The organism is Idiomarina zobellii, from assembly GCF_900100855.1.
Lineage (GTDB): Bacteria > Pseudomonadota > Gammaproteobacteria > Enterobacterales > Alteromonadaceae > Idiomarina > Idiomarina zobellii.
In genome coordinates this window covers 275,229-292,564 of record NZ_FNCB01000001.1, presented here as the reverse complement: position 1 = coordinate 292,564, position 17,336 = coordinate 275,229, and the positions used below count along the sequence as shown (strand labels likewise).

At 46.1% G+C, this 17,336-nt stretch carries 17 protein-coding genes and 3 tRNA genes; 16 read left to right on the top strand and 4 right to left on the bottom strand.

Annotation, left to right across the window (positions count from 1 at the left end):
• Window positions 1-57: 57 nt before the first annotated feature.
• From csrA to BLT32_RS01340, 7 genes are all read left to right on the top strand, one after another.
• A complete protein-coding gene (gene csrA / locus BLT32_RS01370) occupies window positions 58-249 on the top strand; it encodes a carbon storage regulator CsrA (RefSeq protein ID WP_053952511.1) in 192 nt (63 codons plus the stop codon).
• Window positions 250-405: 156 nt separating this feature from the next.
• Window positions 406-498: transfer RNA gene (locus tag BLT32_RS01365), tRNA-Ser, on the top strand.
• 19 nt (window positions 499-517) lie between these two features.
• Window positions 518-594, top strand: a tRNA-Arg gene (locus BLT32_RS01360).
• Between the two features lie 27 nt (window positions 595-621).
• Window positions 622-698: transfer RNA gene (locus tag BLT32_RS01355), tRNA-Arg, on the top strand.
• Between the two features lie 160 nt (window positions 699-858).
• A complete protein-coding gene (locus BLT32_RS01350; protein ID WP_053952510.1) occupies window positions 859-1,122 on the top strand; it encodes an oxaloacetate decarboxylase subunit gamma in 264 nt (87 codons plus the stop codon).
• Window positions 1,119-2,918: a sodium-extruding oxaloacetate decarboxylase subunit alpha gene (oadA, locus tag BLT32_RS01345; protein ID WP_053952509.1), complete on the top strand. Its 1,800-nt coding sequence runs from the start codon at window positions 1,119-1,121 to the stop codon at window positions 2,916-2,918. The genes BLT32_RS01350 and oadA overlap by 4 nt, the downstream gene beginning before the upstream one ends.
• A gap of 1 nt (window position 2,919) precedes the next feature.
• Entirely contained in the window at window positions 2,920-4,047 is a 1,128-nt protein-coding gene (locus tag BLT32_RS01340; protein ID WP_053952508.1) for a sodium ion-translocating decarboxylase subunit beta, read from the top strand.
• A gap of 194 nt (window positions 4,048-4,241) precedes the next feature.
• Here BLT32_RS01340 and BLT32_RS01335 read toward each other — a convergent pair whose 3' ends face one another.
• Window positions 4,242-6,848 carry a response regulator gene (locus tag BLT32_RS01335; RefSeq protein WP_053952507.1) on the bottom strand — a complete coding sequence of 869 codons (2,607 nt, stop codon included), beginning with the start codon at window positions 6,846-6,848 and terminating at the stop codon, window positions 4,242-4,244.
• 167 nt (window positions 6,849-7,015) lie between these two features.
• On the opposite strand from BLT32_RS01335, the gene gshA reads away from it, so the two are divergent.
• Together gshA and BLT32_RS01325 are read left to right on the top strand one after the other, a co-directional pair.
• Window positions 7,016-8,617, top strand: a complete 1,602-nt coding sequence (gene gshA, locus BLT32_RS01330; RefSeq protein WP_053952506.1) for a glutamate--cysteine ligase — start codon at window positions 7,016-7,018, stop codon at window positions 8,615-8,617.
• Window positions 8,618-8,750: 133 nt separating this feature from the next.
• A complete protein-coding gene (locus BLT32_RS01325; RefSeq protein ID WP_053952505.1) occupies window positions 8,751-9,389 on the top strand; it encodes a transglycosylase SLT domain-containing protein in 639 nt (212 codons plus the stop codon).
• Here the strand turns inward: BLT32_RS01325 and BLT32_RS01320 are convergent.
• Window positions 9,386-10,684, bottom strand: coding sequence for an HlyC/CorC family transporter (locus tag BLT32_RS01320; protein WP_053952504.1), 1,299 nt, complete (start codon window positions 10,682-10,684; stop codon window positions 9,386-9,388). The genes BLT32_RS01325 and BLT32_RS01320 overlap by 4 nt on opposite strands.
• A 68-nt stretch (window positions 10,685-10,752) precedes the next feature.
• Entirely contained in the window at window positions 10,753-11,547 is a 795-nt protein-coding gene (locus tag BLT32_RS01315; protein ID WP_053952503.1) for a cytochrome C assembly family protein, read from the bottom strand.
• Window positions 11,548-11,708: 161 nt separating this feature from the next.
• On the opposite strand from BLT32_RS01315, the gene ffh reads away from it, so the two are divergent.
• From ffh to tyrA, 7 genes are all read left to right on the top strand, one after another.
• On the top strand, window positions 11,709-13,073 hold the full coding sequence (gene ffh / locus BLT32_RS01310) for a signal recognition particle protein (RefSeq protein ID WP_053952502.1): 1,365 nt from the start codon (window positions 11,709-11,711) through the stop codon (window positions 13,071-13,073).
• A 119-nt stretch (window positions 13,074-13,192) separates the two neighbouring features.
• A complete protein-coding gene (gene rpsP, locus BLT32_RS01305) occupies window positions 13,193-13,441 on the top strand; it encodes a 30S ribosomal protein S16 (RefSeq protein WP_053952501.1) in 249 nt (82 codons plus the stop codon).
• Between the two features lie 26 nt (window positions 13,442-13,467).
• Window positions 13,468-13,992, top strand: a complete 525-nt coding sequence (gene rimM / locus BLT32_RS01300) for a ribosome maturation factor RimM (protein WP_053952641.1) — start codon at window positions 13,468-13,470, stop codon at window positions 13,990-13,992.
• Between the two features lie 11 nt (window positions 13,993-14,003).
• The gene (trmD, locus tag BLT32_RS01295; RefSeq protein WP_053952640.1) at window positions 14,004-14,747 is read left to right on the top strand and encodes a tRNA (guanosine(37)-N1)-methyltransferase TrmD; all 744 of its coding nucleotides are present in this window, start codon (window positions 14,004-14,006) and stop codon (window positions 14,745-14,747) included.
• A gap of 37 nt (window positions 14,748-14,784) precedes the next feature.
• Window positions 14,785-15,144, top strand: coding sequence for a 50S ribosomal protein L19 (gene rplS / locus BLT32_RS01290; RefSeq protein WP_053952500.1), 360 nt, complete (start codon window positions 14,785-14,787; stop codon window positions 15,142-15,144).
• A gap of 72 nt (window positions 15,145-15,216) precedes the next feature.
• Complete coding sequence (locus BLT32_RS01285) at window positions 15,217-15,810, top strand: DNA-J related domain-containing protein (RefSeq protein ID WP_053952499.1); 594 nt, start codon at window positions 15,217-15,219, stop codon at window positions 15,808-15,810.
• Between the two features lie 10 nt (window positions 15,811-15,820).
• On the top strand, window positions 15,821-16,963 hold the full coding sequence (tyrA, locus tag BLT32_RS01280; RefSeq protein WP_053952498.1) for a bifunctional chorismate mutase/prephenate dehydrogenase: 1,143 nt from the start codon (window positions 15,821-15,823) through the stop codon (window positions 16,961-16,963).
• Here the strand turns inward: tyrA and BLT32_RS01275 are convergent.
• On the bottom strand, window positions 16,960-17,322 hold the full coding sequence (locus BLT32_RS01275; RefSeq protein WP_053952497.1) for a response regulator: 363 nt from the start codon (window positions 17,320-17,322) through the stop codon (window positions 16,960-16,962). The genes tyrA and BLT32_RS01275 overlap by 4 nt on opposite strands.
• Window positions 17,323-17,336: the final 14 nt, after the last annotated feature.

Sequence of the window (17,336 nt, the reverse complement as noted above, 5' to 3'; positions counted from 1 at the left end):
TTTAGGGAAATGTTCGATCGTTGCGGTAACATCGGGACAGTATTGAAGGAGCAATTTATGCTAATTTTGACTCGCCGTGTAGGTGAAACACTGATGATAGGTGATGATGTTTCGGTCACTGTCCTTGGCGTAAAAGGGAACCAGGTACGTATTGGTGTAAATGCCCCGAAGGATGTTTCCGTCCATCGAGAAGAAATTTACATGCGCATTCAGTCTGAAAAAGACGATGAACATGACGAAAAAGAATAGTTAGAAAAAACCGGCATTCGCCGGTTTTTTATGCGCAACGCATAATTTGCGGAAAAATCCAACGAGATGGTTAATTATCCCACACTTGAACCATTGTTTTTAAAAAACCAATTGACATTATTGCCAACATCGCTAGAATTCACGCCACAACGATTTGGAGAGGTGGCCGAGTGGCTGAAGGCGCTCCCCTGCTAAGGGAGTATAGGGTTTGTAGCCCTATCGAGGGTTCGAATCCCTCCCTCTCCGCCATTCGTTAAGTGAAAAATTTGCGCCCGTAGCTCAACTGGATAGAGTACCTGGCTACGAACCAGGCGGTTAGAGGTTCGACTCCTCTCGGGCGCGCCATTTTCACTTCAAAACACTTCAGGCAATGCGCCCGTAGCTCAACTGGATAGAGTACCTGGCTACGAACCAGGCGGTTAGAGGTTCGACTCCTCTCGGGCGCGCCATTTCTTTGCTTTTCCATACATTTTATTTTTGCTATTTATTCTCATATTTCCCTTATTTAGCTGTTGAATACCGACTATTTGACGCTGCAAATTCTTGCGCTACTTGCTACCATAGTATTTAATAAATTTATAACAATTTGCAGTCGTTCCGAGGTGTTTTTTGCAAGAGTTACTTACCCAGGCAGCACAGCTTATGCTCGTTGGTATGGGCGCTGTCATTGTCTTTTTGTGCATATTGGTTGTGTGTATGGCCGTTATGAAACGGTTAATACCGACACCGACTCCAGCACCAGAGGCACTCAGTCAAACCCGTTCTGACGCTCCCGCCGGGACGTCCCCAAAAGTGATTGCAGCAATAACTGCTGCTGTGCACCAGTACCGTCAGAGCCATTCGGCCGCAGAAAATAAGGAGATGTCTAAATGAGTAAGCCTTTGTTGTTAACTGAGCTTGTTTTAAGAGATGCTCATCAGTCTTTACTAGCGACCAGAATGCGCTTAGACGATATGTTACCTATTGCCGAAAAGCTGGACAAAGTCGGCTATTGGTCCATGGAGTCCTGGGGTGGCGCCACTTTTGATTCTTGTATTCGTTATCTGGGCGAAGACCCATGGGAGCGCATTCGAGAGTTAAGCAAGGCAATGCCAAATACCCGTCAGCAAATGCTGTTGCGAGGACAGAATTTGTTGGGCTACCGTCATTACGCCGATGACGTTGTTCGCCGTTTTGTTGAACGAGCAAAAGAAAATGGTGTGGATGTATTCCGTATTTTTGATGCTATGAACGACGTTCGCAACTTAAAAACTGCAATAAAGGCGGCTAAAGATGTTGAAGGGCACGCTCAGGGAACCTTGTCATACACCGTAAGTCCGGTACATACATTGGATAAATGGGTCGAGATGGCGCAAGAACTTGAAGGCTTGGGTTGTGACTCATTATTTATTAAAGACATGGCTGGCCTGTTGCGTCCGAATGACGCTTATGAATTAGTCAGTGCACTTAAAGAAAAGACCGACTTACCTATTTCTATGCAGTGCCACGCAACCACAGGCCTAAGTGTCGCAACCTACCAAAAAGCAATTGATGCGGGCATTGATATGCTCGATACAGCGATTTCTTCGATGAGTATGACTTACGGTCATTCGCCAACAGAAACACTGGTTGCAATGACGGAAGGTACTGACAGAGATACTGGGTTGTCTTTACCTGATTTAGCGGAAATTGCTTCATACTTCCGCGACGTTCGTAAGAAGTATGCTCAGTTCGAGGGCTCGCTGAAAGGCGTGGATGCCAGAATTCTGTTAGCTCAGGTGCCTGGCGGTATGCTGACGAACATGGAAAGCCAGCTAAAAGAGCAGGGCGCTATCGATAAGTTTGATGAAGTGCTGGAAGAAATTCCAAAGGTTCGGGAAGATCTCGGCTTTATTCCACTGGTAACACCGACTTCGCAAATTGTCGGGACACAGGCGGTACTTAATGTATTGAGTGGAGAACGATATGCCAACATTTCTAAAGAAACCGCTGCTGTTCTTAAAGGTGAGTACGGGTCGACTGCTGCAGAAGTGAATAAAGAGCTGCAAAAGCGTGTACTCGATGGCGCAGAGCCAATTACCTGTCGTCCGGCTGACTTAATCGACGATGAAATGGATGCTCTTACCGATGAGCTTAAGAAGACAGCCAAGGAGCAGGACATTCGTTTGGCCGACAACATTGAAGATGATGTATTGACCTATGCGCTGTTCCCGCAAATCGGTCTGAAATTCCTGAAAAATCGTGATAACCCGGATGCCTTTGAACCAGCTCCTGAGGAGCCCGGTGAGAGTTCAAGTAAGACATCTGGAGAAGAGTCTGTTGCGGCACCGTCCAGCGGTGGTGTTGAGCTTTATGATGTGGAAGTTGACGGTCAAAAGTTCAGTGTGAAAGTGGGGCCTTCTGGTCAAATTGATTCAGTCCAAGCACAAAGCTCAAGTAACGATCAGCAGGCATCTAAACCCGCCAGTAATGGTGAAGGGACAACGATAAAAGCGCCATTAGCAGGGAATATTTTCAAAGTCGTTGCAAAAGAAGGAAGCCAGGTTAAAGCCGGGGATGTTGTTTTGGTTATGGAAGCCATGAAAATGGAAACCGATATCAAGGCGGAAAGTGACGGTACCGTCAATGCTATTCATGTAAAAGAAGGCGATGCGGTAACGGTTGGCGATAGCTTAGTAACGGTGGGCTAACATGGATAAGTTAATGACTTTGTGGGAAACCACCGGTATTTCCGCAATGACGCTGGGTCAGTTTAGTATGATACTGGTCGGCGGGTTATTGTTGTACTTAGCTATTGCGAAAAAGTTTGAACCACTACTGCTTTTACCTATAGGTTTTGGCGCGATACTGGCTAATATTCCCCTGGCGGGCTTTACCGAGCCGGGTGGTGTGCTTTACTACGTGTACTCGGTGGGAATAGACACGGGTGTGTTTCCGTTACTTATTTTTATGGGGGTCGGTGCATTAACTGACTTTGGTCCGTTGTTGGCTAACCCGAAAATGCTGTTTCTGGGCGGCGCGGCGCAATTTGGTATTTTCGCAACTTTGTTTGGTGCTATTGCTTTGAACATTGTGCCAGGTATTGAGTTTTCAATGTCAGATGCGGCTGCTATTTCCATTATTGGCGGCGCAGATGGACCGACAGCGATATTTTTGGCATCAAAGTTAGCGCCGGATTTACTGGGAGCAATTGCTGTTGCAGCTTATTCTTACATGGCGTTGGTGCCAATTATTCAGCCGCCAATTATGAAGCTGCTTACAACAGAAAAAGAGCGTCAGGTTAAAATGGAGCAGCTGCGACCTGTAGCGCGTCGCGAAAAGCTGTTTTTCCCGCTTATTGCTATTACCTTAACGCTACTGTTTTTGCCGTCGGCAACGCCGTTGGTTGGCATGTTTTGTTTAGGTAACCTAATGCGTGAGTCTGGAGTTGTTGAACGTTTAACCAAAACGACTCAGAACGAGCTTATTAATATTGTCACTATTTTCCTTGGCCTTGCGGTAGGTTCAAAACTTCAGGCTGATCAGTTCTTAAGTTTCCAGACGTTGGGTATTTTGCTGCTTGGTGCTGTGGCATTCTCTATAGGTACGGCAAGCGGTGTACTTATGGCGAAATTAATGGCTAAGTTTAGTAAGGATCCAATCAACCCGCTTATTGGTGCCGCAGGTGTTTCGGCTGTTCCTATGGCAGCGCGAGTGGTTAATAAGGTTGGGTTAGACTCTAATCAGCAGAACTTCCTGCTGATGCATGCAATGGGGCCAAACGTTGCCGGGGTCCTGGGCTCAGCAGTTGCTGCAGGTGTCTTGCTGGCTCTTGTTTAACAGTTAAGACACTATCGCCCCGTAATAAACATCATCGCCGTGTAAAAAGCGGCGATGACTGCACTTATCACCGCAATATAAACAAACCCTTTGTATCCCTGCTTTATCGTCCAGCCGTTGGTCTTAAGGTAAAGCAACCAAAGCAGGCTTAGCAGCAAAGGAATTAAAAAGAAATAACGTATCATAATTGGCCTTTAAGATTGGTGCTGCTGAATGGTTTCTAAATCTTGTGCCGCCTGATGAGCGAAACGCAAACGCTTTTCCAGTTCGGTAATTTGGTCGGCAACCTTATCAATTTCGCCTTCCGCCATGAATGCCTCTAAGTCAGCGGCTTTATTTCTAAGCTGAGTGAAACCTAAGTTAGCTGCAGCGCCTTTTAATGAGTGGAAATAACGCTTAGCACTATCATGCTGGCCACGAGTAATAAAGTCAGAGACTTTGGTTGCGCTGCCTTGGTAGCTCTCATAAAGCTGTTCTACCAGCTTCAGGTACAATTCAACATTGTATTGCAGACGGCCAAGGGCAGATTCAAAGTCGATACCTTTCACCTGGGGGATTTTTATTGGCGCTTTCTGTGCAGGCTCTGGTTGCTGTTCGGCTGAGTCAACGTAATTATTGGTGTCATCGGCTGAGTAGTCCCCTGGGACCGCCCAATTGGCAATGGCCTTAAGTAACACTTTTTCATCGATAGGCTTAGGTATATGACCTTGCATGCCGGCGGCTAAAGAGCGCTCTTTGTCACCACTCATGGCGTTAGCCGTCATAGCTAGAATCGGCAGTTGCTGGTAGGTAAACTCAGTGCGAATATGTTGAGCAGCTTTCAGCCCATCCATTACCGGCATTTGAATGTCCATAAGCACTATGGCGTATTTTTTCTCGCGAACAGCATCAACCGCCAGTTGGCCATTCTCGGCAATGTCCACCTGAAACTTATGGCTGCTCAATATCTCTCGGGCAACTTGCTGATTTATTTCGTTGTCTTCAACGACTAACACCGGTGCACCGGTGAGGTTATCAGGAACGCCTTCAGTTGACTCAGAGCTCATGTCTTCATCAATATCACGATGGAGCAGTGTTGACGTTAAACTGCGCCCAAGCGTCGAGGCGGTAAACGGCTTCGATAAAATATCGTTTACGCCGGCACGCTTGGCTTTTTCTGAGAGCTCCTCTGCGTAGTAACCCGTTGCTAATGTTAGCTTAGGTCGTACGTCAGCCTCGTAGGTCTGTGTTATTTTCTCACACAAAGTCAGCCCGTCCATTCCTGGTAACCGCCAGTCGACTAACAATAACTCGTAAGGGTTTCCTTCATGAACGGACTCGTCAAACACTTTAAGAGCTTGCTCGGCCGTACGGCATACTTTGACATCGACCTGATAGCTTCTAAGCATTTCATAAAGCATTTCACGGGTGCTGAGATTGTCATCGACCGCCAAAATGCGTTTGCCGGTTAAGTGCTTCAATAAATACTCGTGATGCGTATTGTCCTGCTCTCGTTGAACCGGCAACTTTATTTCTATATAGAATGTAGAGCCTTGCTCGACCGCACTGGTTACGCCAATATCCCCTCCCATTAAGAGAATTAACCGACGAGATATAGCCAGCCCCAGGCCAGTGCCGCCGTATTTTCGCGTGGTTGATGTGTCGGCTTGAGTAAACTCTTTGAAGAGGTTCGCGCGTTGTTCTTCGTCCATGCCAATGCCGGTATCGGTAACGGAAATACGCAGTAGAACGTCTTCATCAGAGCTGTCTAATAAGTTCACTGCAACATTAATTTCGCCGTCTTCAGTGAATTTGATGGCGTTACTAATTAAGTTAACAAGGACCTGATTTAAGCGTAGCGGGTCACCAATTAGCTTGGTGGGGATATTAGCCGGCAAATTGATAATAAACTCGAGATCTTTGTCGTAGGCGCGATACGCAAACATGTCAGCTAATGATGTAAGAACATCCTGTAAATCAAACGGAATTTCTTCAACAGTAAGCTTGCCGGCATCAATTTTTGAAAAGTCGAGAATATCGTTAATAACACCTAATAACGCCTGCGAAGAGGAGTCGATAACTTTTATATAGCGTTTTTGTTTTTGGTTTAACTCTGTCTTGAGGCACAGGTTAGCCATCCCAACAATGGCATTAATTGGCGTACGAATTTCATGACTCATATTAGCGAGAAATTCGCCCTTAGAGCGGTTAGCATTTTCCGCAGTTTCTTTTGCTTTCTCCATTTCCTCGGCAACTGACTTAATGCCGGAAATGTCGTAATAGCTGCCTAAAATACCAATAATATTGCCGTCGTCATCATGCAGGGGAACGCTGGAGTGCTCAACCCAACGACTGCCTTGCGCGAGAGACAGTTCTAGCTCGTCGTTAGTAGACGGCTTTTGCGTTGCGAAGGTTGTTTGATCTTTCTCTCGTAAAATAAGGTTGTTCGCGAGCACCGGGATATCATTGTCAGACTTCCCGGTTACTTCTTCCGGATTAAGGCCTAAATCTTTGGCGAAGGCTTCGTTACCGCCTAATAAGTTGAGTTCCGAGTCACGCCAGTAAACGCGCGTCGGCAAGTCGTTAAACACTTGTTCAAACAGCTGCATTGAATCTGACGATAAAAACGGCTGACGGAAGGGCGCCGTTAACGCGTTGCGGCGCGACCACCACCAAATGGCAATACCAATAATTAAGCTGAACGTTATCATTGCGACCAGAACGGTGTCGCTCCATGGAGAGGGGAGTAGAGCGTAGAGCACGAGGCTCGATACCTGCAGAACAACGAAAATTAGCTGTAAAAACGTCCAGAATGAGCTCATGGTAGTCCATAACCGAAAGGGGTTGTATACGTGCGTTAGTCTGCCATGTCGGCGGCGAATCGCCAAGCAATATTAGGAAAATTAGTGTCTCTATCATGGACGTTTAAAGTAATTACCAGTAAGCTTAGCAACAGAAAATAATCCGTTTTGGTCAATGGAGTAGTCTTTTGCAAGCCACATTTCAATCAGTTGTAGAAACGCTTAAGCAAAGTGATAAGCCAGATGTTTGGCAGGGAATAAAACGCGGTATTGAGCGCGAGGCCTTGCGAATAAATGAAAATGGTACTTTGGCAACAACCGACCACCCGAGAGAGCTGGGTCGGACGTTGACTCACCCGACTATCACGACAGACTACTCTGAGAACCTTTTAGAGTTTATTACGCCTGTTGCGACGGATATAAATACTACGTTAAAGCAGCTTAGAGATATTCACCGAGTGACTTATAACGCCATCGGTGAAGAGTTGTTGTGGCCAATGAGTATGCCGTGCTATTTGGGGTCAGACAAAGATATCCGTATAGCGAAATACGGCGACTCTCATTCCGGACGAATGAAAAGCCTTTATCGTCGTGGGTTGACCTATCGCTATGGTGCAACGATGCAGGTTATTGCCGGTGTGCACTATAACTTCTCAGTGTCTGATGACATGTGGGAGCAGTTGGCGCAAGTGGATGGCGAAGTGAACGATAGCGCCTACCGCAGTAAGAGGTATTTTGGGTTAATTCGCAACTTTAAACGCCTCGCCTGGGTTATCCCTTATCTTTTTGGCGCCTCGCCGGCGCTTTGTAAGTCGTTTTTTACACAAACAAATAATGAAGAGCTGCTGAAAAAGTGGGACTTTGACACTGTTGGGAAGGGCACAGTGTTTTTGCCGTACGGCACGTCGTTGCGCATGAGCGACTTGGGCTATACCAATAAAGAGCAGGCCACACTAAAAATTACTTATAACTCTCTGGAAGAGTATGTGGCAGGGTTACGTAAGGCGATAACTACGCAGTCGCAGCAGTTTTCGAAAATTGGTGTAAAAGTCGACGACGACTATCGTCAACTAAACGATAATATCCTGCAGATTGAGAACGAATTTTACTCACCGATTCGCCCTAAGCAGATTGCTCAGGATGGTGAAACTCCTAGCCAGGCACTCGAGCGTGGTGGGGTTGAGTATATTGAAATACGCGCACTCGATGTTAACCCATACAGTGATGTTGGTATTACGGCTCAGCAAATGCGTTTTCTCGACTTGCTACTGTTGTACTGTCTGTTGCAGCCGAGTGAAGAAATGACTTGGGAACAGCAGCAGCAAGCGGATAAAAACTTTACCAAAGTTGTTATGGAAGGGCGTAACCCGCGCTTAAGCTTGGCGCAAAACGGTATTGATCGGCTTATGGCCGACTGGCTGGAAGAGTTGTTTGCCGACCTTTCTATACTAGCGAAGACGTTGGACAATTCAGCCGATACAAAGGATTATCAAAATGATTTGGCGGACTTGTATGAATGGGTGCTGAATCCAGAGCGCACATTGTCCGGGCAAATTATGCATCAGTTGCAGTCGGAGAACTGGGACAACAGCCGTATCGGTATGCTGTTGGCTAAAAAGTACAGACAGGAAATGACAGACTCTGCGTTAGAGTTTTACGATAAAAGTGACTTTAGCGAGTGGGCGCAAGCGTCTGAAAAAGCGTTTAGTGATCGTTACGAGCAAGACAATACCGTCGATTTCGATACGTTTTTAGCCAATTATTTTGAAAACGCAAAACAGCCTGGATAACTACGCTAGGCTCGAATGCATAAAAAAACGCAGCCAATGTTGGCTGCGTCAAATAAAACGTTCAGGGGATGAACAAATACGTTAACTCACAATGTGTTCATATACTCAGAGTGGCCTATTTGAAGAAAGTTCAATGAAAACGATTTTTTTTAAACCTATACACCGAACAACCTTATCAGCAGCGGCTTTCGCTATTCTGTTAAGTGGCTGTGCCACACCTCCACCTGAGAACCCTGAAAATATTTGTGCGATTTTTGAAGAGCACCGTGACTGGTACGATGCGGCGGAAGACGCGCGTGAACGCTGGGGCGTGCCCATTCATGTCCCCATGGCAATGATGTATCAGGAAAGCTCCTTTAAACACGATGCGCTGCCGCCAAGAGACTATTTATTAGGTTTTATCCCCTGGGGAAGAGTCAGTTCTGCGTATGGCTATTCGCAAGCCAAAACCATGACTTGGGAAGACTACCAGCGTGAGACCGGAAACAGTTGGGCGAGTCGCTCTTCATTCGAAGATGCTATCGATTTTATGGGTTGGTTTATTTATAAAACCTATCAAGTTAACGGAGTATCTAAATGGGATGCTTACGGACAGTATCTGAATTATCACGAAGGGTGGGGAGGCTACCAACGTAAAACCTACCTGAAAAAACCGTGGTTGGTGCGTGTGTCTAGAATCGTTAAGCGTCGCTCGTTAACTTACGCGACGCAATTGAAAACCTGTGAAGAGGACTTACAAAAAGGGTGGTTGTGGCGCCTCTTCTTTGGTTAGTCGTTATTGGTTTCTGTCGGTGCTTTATAAAGTGCCGGCAGAACCCGAGCTTGTTTTATCATCGTATCTCCGACTTCTACCAGCTCAACCGGGTAACCACCAAGGCGTAAGCATAAGCGTGAGTCAGGAATATCACCAAACTGTTCTATAATAAGACCACTAAGTGTCTTAGGACCGTCAATTGGGAAGTCCCATTCCATTTCTTTATTCAACTCGCGCAGGTTGGCAGAGCCGTCAACGACATAGACTCCGTCACTTTCCTGAGTAACCGATTCGCTTGGCGCTGGCGCCATTGTTGTCGTGAAGTCTCCAACAATTTCTTCCAGTATGTCTTCCAGTGTTACTAGCCCCTGGATGTCACCGTACTCATCGACCACCAGCCCTATACGTTCTTTACTGCGCTGAAACTTTAATAGCTGGACATTGAGTGGAGTGCCTTCTGGAATAAAATAAATATCTCGCGCCGCCCTGACCAAAATGGACTTATCGGCATTAAACTGATTCTTTGTCATTAACCGCATGACATCGCGAGCATGCAGGAAACCGACAACGTCATCAATTTCGTTGCGGTACAACAAAACTCGAGTGTGCTGACCGTTAGACAGCTGCTTAACTATGGACTTCCACTCGTCGTTAATATCAATACCGATAATTTCATTTCGCGGAATCATGACATCTTCGACCGTCACTTTTTCTAAGTCGAGTATGCTGACCAGCATTTCCTGGTGAGACGACGGAATTAAATTGCCGGCTTCGTTAACCACTGTTCGTAACTCTTCCGAACTCAACGCATCGGCCATTTGCGACTGTTTGGGGTTGACGCCCAGAATGCGCATAAAAGTGTTAGTAATTGCATTGACGCCAATAACAACAGGGTACATGACTTTAAGCAAAGGCAAGAGAATCAATGAGCTTGGAAAGGAAACCCGCTCTGGATGCAAAGCCGCGATGGTTTTCGGGGTGACTTCCGAAAAGATCAAAATGATTAAGGTTAACCCGAAGGTTGCTATGACAATACCGGCGTCACCGAACCAACGCAAGCAAATGATGGTGGCTATGGCTGACGCGCCAATGTTGACCAGATTGTTGCCAATGAGAATAAGGCCGATAAGCCTGTCAGGGCGGTCTAATAAATGCTGGACACGCTTAGCTCCACGGTGATTGCTTTGCACCAGATGTCTTAGGCGATATCGGTTAATCGACATCATCCCGGTTTCAGAGCCTGAAAAGTAAGCGGATAAAAATATCAGTACGGCTAAAATAACGAGCAACAAGCTCGTCGATATCTCGTCCAACGGTTATTTCCTTACGTTAACTTAGAATGTGACAATTTAGAGTGCTGAGCCATGAAGTCAAGGGTTGATTAGCCCAAAAGGAAGTCTTTAACAAAACGGCTGCCAAAATACCCGAGTGTCAGAAGTGTGCTGGCTATAAGCGTCAGCAATACGATAATGCGTCCGCGCAAGCCGGAAATCCGGTGCAGAATAAGTGCTATCAGATAAATAACTGCCGCCAGGCTGGTTAAAATTGTTTTATGAGCCTGGTTCTGAGCAAACATATCTTCCAGAAACAAAAAGCCACTGCCTAAGGCGACAAATAGAGCAATGGTTCCTAACGCCAATAAGTTAAAGAAGTTTCTTTCAATGCTCATTAGTGGTGGCAGTTTGCTGAGTAGAGAATGATTTTTGCGCTGCTTTAAAATGCGGCTTAGATAACTGGTTTGTATTGCGTATAAAGTTGCTAAAGCCAGAATGCCGTACGCAATTAATGACAGAGCAATATGAATAAACAACGCGTGTTTCGAGCTGATGTCAGCTCCCAGGTGAACCGGAGTGAAGACTAACAAAACGCAGGTTAATGCTGAAAACAGATAAATGACCGGTTTCAGAAAAAGGTTATTAAAACGCTGGAATCGAACAAATGAAGTAATAGTTACAAACAGGGCAACAATACTCAGGCTTGACGATAAATTAATGTGGTCGAAGTCATCGAGGGCGAGCTGCTGAACGATAAGCCAGCCATGCGCAATAATGGCAGTGCCTGCGGGAATAATCTGTAACGCTGGTTTATGCGCTTTGCCATTAAATACCGTCTGTAAAATAATGAAAGCACTTGCCGTATAACCTACGACACTAATTAGCAGCAATATAAAGAGCATCACGCGCTCACGTTCCCTGATGTTTGTTGTTCTTGATGTTGAGTATACGTTGTCAAACGGGTAAACCCAATACTTCGGGGGCGAAACTTTCTTGCAATTCAGATATACTGCCCCCATTAACTTTCTACGCCAGAATTCCAGAATTAGAAGAGACGACCGATATGTTTGAGAATCTATCAGAACGCTTATCGCAGACCATGCGTTCTATCGGTGGCCGGGGTCGGCTAACAGAAGATAATATAAAGGAAACGTTACGCGAAGTGCGTATGGCGTTACTTGAGGCCGATGTTGCGTTGCCCGTGGTTAAAGACTTTATTGCTAAGGTCAAAGAGCGAGCAGTTGGTACGGAGGTCAATAAAAGCCTGACACCGGGTCAGGTGTTCGTGAAAATTGTCCAGTCAGAGCTGGAAGCGGCAATGGGCGAAGCCAATGCGCCTTTGCAGTTAAATACACAGCCACCAGCTGTTATCTTAATGGCGGGTTTGCAAGGTGCGGGTAAAACCACCAGTGTTGGTAAACTTGCTAAGTTCCTGACAGAGCGCCAGAAAAAGAAAGTGATGGTGGTCAGTGCCGACGTTTATCGTCCGGCAGCCATTAAGCAGTTGGAAACTATTGCTGAGCAGGTTGGTGTCGAGTTTTTCCCATCATCTACTGAACAAAAACCGGTGGATATTGCAAATGCAGCCATAGCTGCAGCGCGTAAGCAATTTGTTGATGTCGTCCTAGTGGATACTGCCGGTCGTCTTGCCGTCGACGAAGATATGATGGCCGAAATTCAACAGCTGCATTCAAGCATTAACCCTATTGAAACGCTGTTTGTTGTTGATGCCATGACCGGTCAGGATGCGGCAAACACAGCTAAAGCATTCAGTGACGCTCTGCCGTTAACCGGTGTTATTTTGACGAAAACCGACGGTGATGCACGCGGTGGTGCTGCGTTGTCAATTCGTCACATTACCGGTAAGCCTATTAAGTTCCTCGGGGTTGGCGAGAAAACCGATGCCCTGGAAGCCTTCCACCCAGACCGTGTCGCGTCACGTATTCTTGGTATGGGTGACGTACTGTCACTGATAGAAGAAGTCGAACAAAAAGTCGACAAAGAAAAAGCCGAGAAAGTTGCCAAGAAGGTCATGAAAAAAGGCCAGTTCTCATTGGAGGATTTCCGTGACCAACTTGTGCAAATGCGTGAAATGGGCGGCATGATGGGGCTGATGGATAAAATGCCCGGCATGGGAAAAATGACCGATCAAATTAAAGGTCAGATGGATGATAAGATGACCGTCCGTATGGAAGCTATTATTAATTCAATGACCCCTCAGGAACGACGCCACCCAGACGTCATTAAAGGTTCTCGTAAACGCCGTATAGCAACGGGTTCAGGTACACAAGTGCAGGACGTGAATAAGTTGCTGAAGCAGTTTATGCAGATGCAAAAAATGATGAAAAAAATGAAAGGCGGCGGCCTTCAAAAAATGATGCGTGGTATGGGCGGCAAATTCCCTCCGGGAATGTTTCCAGGCCGTTAGGAAAAAGCGCGTCAAGCTTGCATTTCAACGAAAAATCAGTAGAATTGCCGAGCCTTCCGACTCAGTCGGAGGGCTTTGCTATTTTTTACATTTAAACAACAGTTATATTGAGGAACGCAATGGTAACCATTCGTTTACAACGTGGCGGTGCGAAAAAGCGCCCCTTCTACCAAATGGTAGTTGCTGACAGTCGCCGTTCACGCGACGGTCGTTTCATCGAGAAAGTAGGATTTTTTAACCCACAGGCTCGTGGTCAGGAAGAGAAACTTCGTGTTGATGTTGACCGCATTGAGCACTGGGTAGGCAAAGGCGCACAATTATCTGAGCGCGTTGCTAAATTAGTTAAAGATGCAAGCGCTGCGGCGTAAGCATTAATTGTTCAGGATAGTTAATGATGTCTCAGTCAGAACATATCGTTATAGGTCGCTTAGGTGCGGTATATGGCGTCAAGGGTTGGCTGAAAGTGCAATCATTCACGGAAGATCCTGAGTCAATATTTGAATACAGCCCTTGGCTGCTCAAACAAAAAGGTGAGCAAACTATCGAAGTCGCTGAGTGGCGTCGCCACAATAAGGGACTGATTGCTCGACTGGAAGGTGTGTCCGACCGTGATCAAGCTGCGCGCCTGACTGGAGCGGATATCTGCATTACTGCAGATGAGCTGCCTGAATTAGCCGACGACGAGTTCTACTGGCATGACTTAATTGGTCTGCAAGTAGTGAACCTTCAAGGTTATGACATGGGGGTGGTTGAACAGATAATGCCAACCGCATCGAATGATGTGTTGGTGGTGAAAGCGAATAGCAACGATGCGTTTGGAAAGTCTGAGCGTCTCATTCCGTTTATTCAAAGTGAATATATCACTGAGATAAACCGGAAAGAGAAGCGTATTCAGGTTGACTGGCCATCTGACTTCTAATGGAAGTCCCATTGAAAATTGGTGTTATTAGCTTATTTCCTGAAATGTTTTCTGCGGTTACCGGTTTCGGTGTTACCGGCAGGGCTATAAAGGAAGGTTTGCTTGAGGTCAGTGTCTGGAATCCTCGCGATTTCACTCACGATCGCCATCGCACGGTCGACGACAGACCATACGGTGGAGGACCTGGCATGCTGATGATGGTACAACCACTGGTTGATGCTATTGAAGCAGCTAAAAGCGACCTTGGTCAGGACACCCCAGTAATTTATCTGTCACCTCAAGGGCAAAAGTTGGATCATAAAGGAGTGCAGTTGCTCTCTGGTAATGATCGAATGATACTAATTGCTGGCCGTTATGAAGGCATTGACGAGCGCGTTATTGAAAAATATGTCGATGCACAATGGTCAATTGGGGACTACGTGTTAAGCGGTGGTGAGTTACCAGCAATGGTACTTATTGACGCAGTTTCACGGTTAGTACCTGGCGTATTGGGTCACCAGGACTCAGCAGAAGAAGACTCTTTTGCGAACGGATTACTGGATTGCCCGCATTATACGAGACCGGAAGTTTATAACGAGCAGCAGGTTCCCTCAGTACTACTGAGCGGTAACCATGAAAAAATACGTCGCTGGCGGTTGCAGCAGTCCTTAGGGCGAACATGGCTGCAACGTCCGGAGTTACTTAAAGACCTAGCTCTGACTGACGAGCAGGAAGCCTTGTTGAGTGAATTTATCGAACAACGGTCATCCAGCTAAAAAAGCGGACAGTTTATCTAGGATAGGAGATATAAAAATGGCAAAAGTTAGCCAAAATATCATCAAGGCTCTTGAAGAAGAGCAAATGAAAAAAGATTTACCTGAGTTTGCACCAGGTGACACTGTTGTTGTAAATGTAAAAGTTAAGGAAGGCAACCGTGAACGTCTGCAGGCGTTCGAAGGCGTTGTTATCCGTATTCGTAACCGTGGTCTTCACTCTGCATTTACGGTACGTAAAGTATCGAATGGTGAAGGTGTTGAGCGTACTTTCCAAACGCACAGCCCATTGGTAGATAGCATTAAAGTTAAGCGTCGCGGTGCAGTTCGTCGTGCGAAACTTTACTACTTGCGTGAGCGTTCAGGTAAGTCTGCACGTATTCGCGAGAAGCTTTCTTAAGAACGCGATTAAAAACCGAAATAGCAAAGAAAAACCCAGCCTTGTGCTGGGTTTTTTGTTAGCCTAATTGCTATGGAAGAAGACATTGAAATACTTATCCAAATTTTGGCTGAATGTTTGGACTCCCAACATCACTGGACAGAGCATCAACTCATTGAAGCTTTGCAAGCCGAGCCATATCAATTCTTTGATAAGGCGGCGCTGCGCGACCCACTGAACTTATTTCAAACCCACTTCATTTTATTCCATAGTTTATACAAACTACGAGAGCGTTGGCGTTTGCAAAAGAAGTATGAGTTATTCATTCATACGCTGAATATAGAATGTCAGCCCTGGCAGCAAGGTGAGAAAGATTTAGCCGAAAACGACCCTCTAGCTGAATACTATTTAGATTTGAGTCAATTAAGCAGTACTTCAGAAACCGATGTCGAGTCGATGCTTAATGACTTTTGGGAAAGAATGGGGCAAGATTTTTCGACTAAGCAACTTATGCCGACCGACGAAGCTTGTGAAGTGATGGAATTAACACCGCCGTTGACCGAAAAACAAGTGAAAAAGCAGTATCGTCGCCTGGTACATAAATACCACCCCGACAAAGGGGGAAGTGTTGCCAAGATGCAGAATGTTCAAAGAGCGTACCGCGCTATTCTAGTCAGCCTTAATTAAAGCGAAGCCCATGAATAAAACACCGCAAGAAAAATTAGACGAGCTACGACAGTCGATAGACAGCACTGACGAAGAACTCATCCGCTTACTGGCGAAGCGTGAGGCATTAACCGCCGAAGTCGGGGACGTCAAAAAAGCATTGCGGCAGCCGCTCTATGTGCCTGAGCGCGAAAATAAAATGATACAGTCACGCAAGCAAAAAGCGAGAGAGCTTGGGGTTTCAGAAGACTTTGTGGAAGATATCTTACGCCGGGTTATTCGCAACTCTTACCAAACTCAAACAGGGCAAGCCAGCCAGACATCGAATGCACCGCAAAGGCCGGTCATGATTGTGGGTGGTAAAGGCGCATTAGGGGCTAAATTTGCGGAGTTTTTTCAACAAACGGGTTATGACACTATTATTATCGACAAAGGCGATGTCTGGCCAAATGCCGAAACCCTTAAAAGCTTACAGTTAGTGCTTATTAGTGTCCCTATTAACAATACTGAGGCAGTGATAAAGGCATTGCCGGAACTTTCAAGCGACTGCGTTTTAGCCGACGTGACAAGCACTAAATCGGGTCCTCTTAGCGCAATGATGAGCTCCCATAAAGGCCCGGTGGTGGGGTTACACCCAATGTTTGGCCCTACGATTAAAACATTTGCCAAGCAGCTTATTGTGGTGACGCCCGGTCGAGATCCGGACAAATACGAGTGGTTGATAGATCAACTCTCGAACTGGGGAGCACACCTTTATCAAACCGACGCTGACTCACACGATGAAGCAATGGGCTGGGTTCAGGCCTTCAGGCATTTAAGCACCTTTGTGTATGGCCTGCATATGGCGAGAGAAAATGTCGATATTGATAACCTACTGAATGTCAGCTCGCCTATTTATCGTATGGAGTTGATGATGGTTGGTCGTCTATTCGCACAGAACCCGGAGCTATACGCTGACATTATGCTGTCTCATGGTGAACGCACAGAGTCTATCAGCCGTTATCTTGATTTATTTTCGGAGTTGCTGGAAACTCTTAAGAAAGGCAATAAACAAGAGCTTATTGCGTTATATGCAGAAGCTCAGAGCTATTTTGGGGACTTTTCCCAACAGTTTATGAAGGAAAGTGAAGCCTTAGTCCAGCTGGCTGACGACCAACGCTTTAAGGAGCGTTAAGACTTCACGTACTCTTTAAAAAGCTCTTCTAAAGCCTCAGGTGATACCGGCTTATGTAGCGTGGCATCCATGCCGGCCTCTCTGCAGGCCGTCATTTCACTGGCGCTTTGGTGGCTAGTAATCGCAATAATCGGCGTATTTTCAAATTCTGGTTTGCCGCGCAGTGTTTTACAAACCTCAGCACCAGACATATCAGGCATTTCGTAATCGAGGAAAATAAGGTTAGGCATTTCTTTGGCTTGAGCCAGCGCTTCCTGGCCGGTTGTAGCGGTAAGAATCTCGACGTCGTATTGGCCGAGCATCGCTTTTAAAACTTCCAGACTGATAAAGTCATCGTCAGCAATTAAAACTTTCGTCATGCCTACTACCTTTT

Coding starts and splice junctions, on each gene's coding strand:
- csrA (WP_053952511.1), top strand. CDS start 58: ATGCTAATTTTGACTCGCCGTGTAGGTGAAACACTGATGATAGGTGAT.
- oadA (WP_053952509.1), top strand. CDS start 1,119: ATGAGTAAGCCTTTGTTGTTAACTGAGCTTGTTTTAAGAGATGCTCAT.
- BLT32_RS01340 (WP_053952508.1), top strand. CDS start 2,920: ATGGATAAGTTAATGACTTTGTGGGAAACCACCGGTATTTCCGCAATG.
- BLT32_RS01335 (WP_053952507.1), bottom strand. CDS start 6,848: ATGAGCTCATTCTGGACGTTTTTACAGCTAATTTTCGTTGTTCTGCAG.
- BLT32_RS01325 (WP_053952505.1), top strand. CDS start 8,751: ATGAAAACGATTTTTTTTAAACCTATACACCGAACAACCTTATCAGCA.
- BLT32_RS01315 (WP_053952503.1), bottom strand. CDS start 11,547: ATGCTCTTTATATTGCTGCTAATTAGTGTCGTAGGTTATACGGCAAGT.
- ffh (WP_053952502.1), top strand. CDS start 11,709: ATGTTTGAGAATCTATCAGAACGCTTATCGCAGACCATGCGTTCTATC.
- rpsP (WP_053952501.1), top strand. CDS start 13,193: ATGGTAACCATTCGTTTACAACGTGGCGGTGCGAAAAAGCGCCCCTTC.
- rimM (WP_053952641.1), top strand. CDS start 13,468: ATGTCTCAGTCAGAACATATCGTTATAGGTCGCTTAGGTGCGGTATAT.
- rplS (WP_053952500.1), top strand. CDS start 14,785: ATGGCAAAAGTTAGCCAAAATATCATCAAGGCTCTTGAAGAAGAGCAA.
- BLT32_RS01285 (WP_053952499.1), top strand. CDS start 15,217: ATGGAAGAAGACATTGAAATACTTATCCAAATTTTGGCTGAATGTTTG.
- tyrA (WP_053952498.1), top strand. CDS start 15,821: ATGAATAAAACACCGCAAGAAAAATTAGACGAGCTACGACAGTCGATA.
- BLT32_RS01275 (WP_053952497.1), bottom strand. CDS start 17,322: ATGACGAAAGTTTTAATTGCTGACGATGACTTTATCAGTCTGGAAGTT.